The organism is Sphaerospermopsis aphanizomenoides BCCUSP55, assembly GCF_001586785.1.
In the GTDB taxonomy this organism is placed as follows: Bacteria; Cyanobacteriota; Cyanobacteriia; order Cyanobacteriales; family Nostocaceae; genus Sphaerospermopsis_A; species Sphaerospermopsis_A aphanizomenoides_A.
Genome location: NZ_LUFH02000183.1, coordinates 1 through 4879, shown reverse-complemented (window position 1 = coordinate 4879; position 4879 = coordinate 1). Strand labels below are relative to the sequence as shown.

The following is a 4879-nucleotide window of genomic DNA, read 5'->3' as shown; positions in this document are numbered from 1 at the left end:
CACCCATAATATTGTTGGCACTTTCCTGAGTATTGATTTATCACTCCTGGGATTGAATTACTATTTTTTAGGTCATATTCTCAAAAAGAAAAACATCCTGAATAAGTTACAAAAAGCTGGTAATTCGATTTTAATTGTAATTACAATCTTGGCATTTTTGATAGTTTTATTTCTGGCTAAAAATAACAATGTTTGGTATACAGGTAATTCAGTTGTGGCTTATTTCACATCTTTTTTAGGTGGAGCAGTTGGTTGTATGATGATTATCACCCTTAGTTTGCTCTTAGAAAAAATACTAGGAAACCTCAAGTTAGTTACCTATATATCGGCAAACACAATCTTAATTTTAGGATTCCATTTTTATAGTAATAAATTTGCTAACTTTATCTTATCGTTCTTAACATTTATGCCATCTATATCGAAAAAATTACTTGTTGCCACACTCTCTATTTTGATATTAATCCCTGTCATCATGTTAACTAACAAATTTGTACCCCAAATAGGTGGGAGGAAAGCAATAAAGCCTATCAAAATTCAATTTTATTCATAATATCCTGGGTAAAAATACTGATAAAAAGGTGGAACAATTATGTGGAACTCTAATTATTTTCAGCAGCTTAACTTTGATAGAATCTTCAAATTTTTAATTATTACCATTCTGGCTTTAGGAATATTTTTTCGGTTTGTGAATCTTGATACAAAAATATTTTGGTGGGATGAAACTTTTACATCTCTGAGAGTATCAGGATATACTTATAAACAAGCGGAAGCAGAATTCAATCAGAAAACTATTTCTAACCAATCAATAAAATTAGCAGATTTACAGAAATTCCAAACATTTCAACCAGAAAAAGGTGTAGTTGGATTATTAGATGGTTTAGCAAAAGAAGAAGCTCAACTTACACCTCTTTATTTCATCGCTGTACAAACATGGGTGAGATTATTAGGAGATTCAGTAGCAGTAACCCGTAGCGTATCTGTATTAGTCAGTCTATTAATATTCCCTAGTATTTATTGGCTTTCCCAATTATTATTTCAATCCCCTGCTATTAGTTGGTGTGCAGTCATACTAATAGCAGTTTCTCCTTTTCACGTTTTGTATGCTCAAGAAGCACGGCCATATAGTTGGCTAACAGCCTTGATTGTATTTACCAGTGCAGCATTTTTGCAAGCAATTCAATCTGGTAAAAAATTAGATTGGGTCATCTATACTCTGAGCTTGACTCTAGGACTTTATACACATCTTTATATTGTCTTAGTAGCCATAGCAGAGGGACTTTATATTGTATTTAATAAAAACCTGCGTACAGCCAAAATAATATGCAATTATTTACTGAGTTCTCTGGTCAGCGTGCTGTTATTTTCTCCTTGGGTGATTATTTTGGTAAACAATCTATCATCTGCTCAAGGAATGACATCATGGTTGAATGAAGATATACCTCTGAAATCACTGATAAAAACTTGGATATTGAATATTAGTCGCCTCTTTTTTGATTTTAACTATTCTTTTATATATTTCGATTTATTGTCATACTGTATGATGACAATAATCATGATATTTATAGGTTATTCATTATATTTTTTAATTCGCCATACTAAAAAATATACATGGTCTTTCATTGTTATTACTATTTTAGTTAATTTTCTACCTCTAGCCATTTTAGATATCATTTTAGGGGGAAAGAGATCAGCAGTTACTAGATATTTGATACCAGCTTATTTGGGATTACAACTTGCTGTTGCCCATTTAATTGCCAGTAAAATATTTAGCTTTGATATTAAGAAAGTGCAGAAAAAACTATGTCAAGTCGCATTTGTATTCTTAATATCCGTATCAATCAGTTCTTGTATAGCTTTATCTCAGAGTGACGCTTGGTGGATTAAATTGAGTAGTTTTGATATTCCTAAAGTTGCTGAGGTTCTTAATCGACATCAAAATTCATTGGTGATTTGTGAAGGAAGTTTAGCTCTTGATTTAAGTCATAACTTAAAAGGTGAATTTAATTTTTTATATCCCAAGAAGAAGAAACAAGGTAATACTCAAATATATAAATTCGACCCTGCTAGTCTCGATAATTACCAGAACGTCTTTGTTTTAAATCATAACGTTGATAGTTCATCTCTTTTCAATTATGTTGTGAAGATGAATTCAAACTTTAAGGTTGAAAAAGAATACACATGGAGAAGATATCATGATCCTACCTTCTATAGCGTAGTTAAATTTTGGCACCTCATCAAAAAGAATTAATTTCTGAATACAGCAGTTGACGCTGTGTAACTTGCGTGAAATTATAGCCGTGGACAAGGTGGTTAGAACATGATGAATGTCCAAAACTGAGTGATAACAAGTATTTCACTCTTGCCTCTTGCCTCTTGCCTTCTGCTATAGCTGAAAGCTCATACAATTATCCTAATTTATTTTTACTGTGACAACTTTCAATTTGATAGTTTCAGAAACCTTTTTGGATGCCCCGACAATACGAAAACTAATAGACATAGGAGACTTTCCTGTCCAGACTTTAGCCGGAATTAGTGTCTGATATTCAGCAGTTTGACGGGAATTATTCACAGTCCATTGATTAACAGTAGTACCATTGACAATAACTGCCAATTGAATAGGTAAATTCTGACTTTCTGAAAGATTATTTATCTTGGCTGTTAAATTGACATCACCTAATTTTTGACTAGCAAGAGGAAGAATAAATCTGGCTTCCTGAGACTTAATTGTTCTTCCATCTATGTCAGGTTTTCCCCAACCTTGACGAGTGAAATTTCGTGAATTTCCACCTTCAACCAAATTTATACTCACAGGTGTTACACATTGAAAACTGCCATTAATATAACCCCAACCTTGACGATTAAAAGAAATTCCTGCGAGTAGAGTTTCTATTGAACTTTGTGAATCATAACTGATCAGTTTACCACCAGTACCACAAAGACGTTCTTGAGTTTGTGTCACAAAATCTTTGTGGATAAGAATTTTTCTGATCATGCCAGTTTCATTTATATAAATAAAAGGAGAATCTAGTCGATTCGGTGCAACAGTTTCACCAAATTGTTCATATTCTCTCACCCGTTCTGAAAAAATTTCCGGTTCGGGATTGTACCAACTAGGGAAATTAGACAAAACCCAAGCAGCTTGAGATTTCATCTTGACATAATGACCATCACTAGGATGTCTGAAAAAAAGCTCATTGGGTACAAGTTGTAATAAGAAAACTATTGATAAAAGTGAATATTTAAGAAGATTTTTCACTTCTTCGAGATTAGCCCCTAACCAAACAATTAATGCCATTCCAGCCCAGAAAGTATAACGACTAAATATTTCTTGACCATGATTCCAGTTGGTTTGGCTTAAAGTTGGCTGGAGCATCAAGAAAAATGCTACTAATAAAATGTCAGAACTATTAAAAATTGGTCGTTTTTTCTTAACTACAACTAGAATCAGACGATATACCAGAATCGTGAACACACCCAGCATAACACCGGGAAAACCAACTATTAACCCCTGATTTAAGTCAAAAAGTGTAGATGTAAATCTTGACCAGCTAATCAGTTTGGGATCAACAAATCCTCGCTTAACAATCAAATTAGGTATTTGATAGTGATAATAATAAAAAATATAGGGAAAAAATGTCAAAATAGCAATAACAGCCATCCAAATATGTTTTTTTATAAACACAAGAGGATGTTTAAGAGTATCTGAGTTAAAATTTTTAGCTATAAACAATATCAAAATAGCAGCAAGTAGAAAAACTACAGAGGGATTTTGTAATGTTGCTAAAGTAGAAGCGATAGCAGCTACATAAAATCGCTGTTCCAGCAAGGCACATCCGGAAATAACAATCATTGCCGCAATAAAAACTTCTGGGTGTGGCCACTGGAGATAAAAGAAACTACAACCTAATAAATACAATGTTGCAATCACCCATTTAACAACAGGAGATTGTTTAGAAAACAATAAAACATAAGATAAAGTAATACCAATTAACAAGGAATTTGTTAACTGAAATGCCTTGAGTTCATTGAGCCTAAAAACTGCGAGAAATGCTTTAGCTGGCAAATTGATTAACGGATACAACCAAAAGTGATATCCAAAATACTCACCACGGTTAGATTTTAGGACTCCCAGATAAATTTCATTGTCCCCATTTCTGAAAGCTTCCAGGGTTCCTTGCAGAACCTTGACATCATAAGAACTTGGTTGACTATCAACAATTTTCATCAAGCTAGTGATATCTGCTTCTCGAATGTCTGGACTAAAGTGGTTAAAAAAACTTTGAAGAATTAAAGCATATTCATAACCATCCCCCTGTTTAATGGGATTCGTCTTCAGGGAGTATAGAGTGAGGATCATAGTCAGAATAGAAATAAAAATCACCGCCCACTTATGGGCAGCAATTTTGACAGCGATTGCTTGTAATAAAGAAGATAAAGTATAATTTTGATGATTTTGCATATTGCCTAACTGAATTCCTGCAATTCTATGAGAATTGTTAATCTATCGTAATTTTACACTAACATAAGTAAAATTCGGCACTCTAAAATAAAAAAAAACCCTGAATGCGGATGTGGCTGCTTGCAGTATCAAAAATTTCCCCCATCCTCTTCAACTTGAGATAGCTGAACTAGCATTTAATAAATCATCATTACCAAATTGCTTATGTCAAATTAAAGATGTAAGATACGATTTTTTGGTGTTAAATGTTGAGTATTGCTCAAATTTGTTAAATTAAATCCACAGCAACAATTCAGGACTTACGCACAGAAGTTATCTGTGACGACTGGGTGTAGGGGTGTAAGGGTGTAGGGGTGTAGGGGTTTTCCTCTCCTCGACCTTGATTTTTCCATCACTTTACCCCTTTGTCAAAACCCTTGA

The 4879-nt window shown here is 33.5% G+C and carries 3 protein-coding genes; 2 read left to right on the top strand and 1 reads right to left on the bottom strand.

Annotated features, from left to right (window positions below):
- A partial coding sequence (locus tag A0J48_RS25830) for a hypothetical protein (protein WP_200327433.1) occupies positions 1-550 on the top strand: 550 nt, incomplete at its 5' end.
- Positions 551-589: 39 nt separating this feature from the next.
- Positions 590-2248, top strand: coding sequence for a glycosyltransferase family 39 protein (locus tag A0J48_RS25825; RefSeq protein ID WP_200327432.1), 1659 nt, complete (start codon positions 590-592; stop codon positions 2246-2248).
- 162 nt (positions 2249-2410) lie between these two features.
- Here the strand turns inward: A0J48_RS25825 and A0J48_RS25820 are convergent, their stop codons facing one another.
- Entirely contained in the window at positions 2411-4459 is a 2049-nt protein-coding gene (locus A0J48_RS25820) for a hypothetical protein (RefSeq protein WP_200327431.1), read from the bottom strand.
- Positions 4460-4879 lie beyond the last annotated feature (420 nt).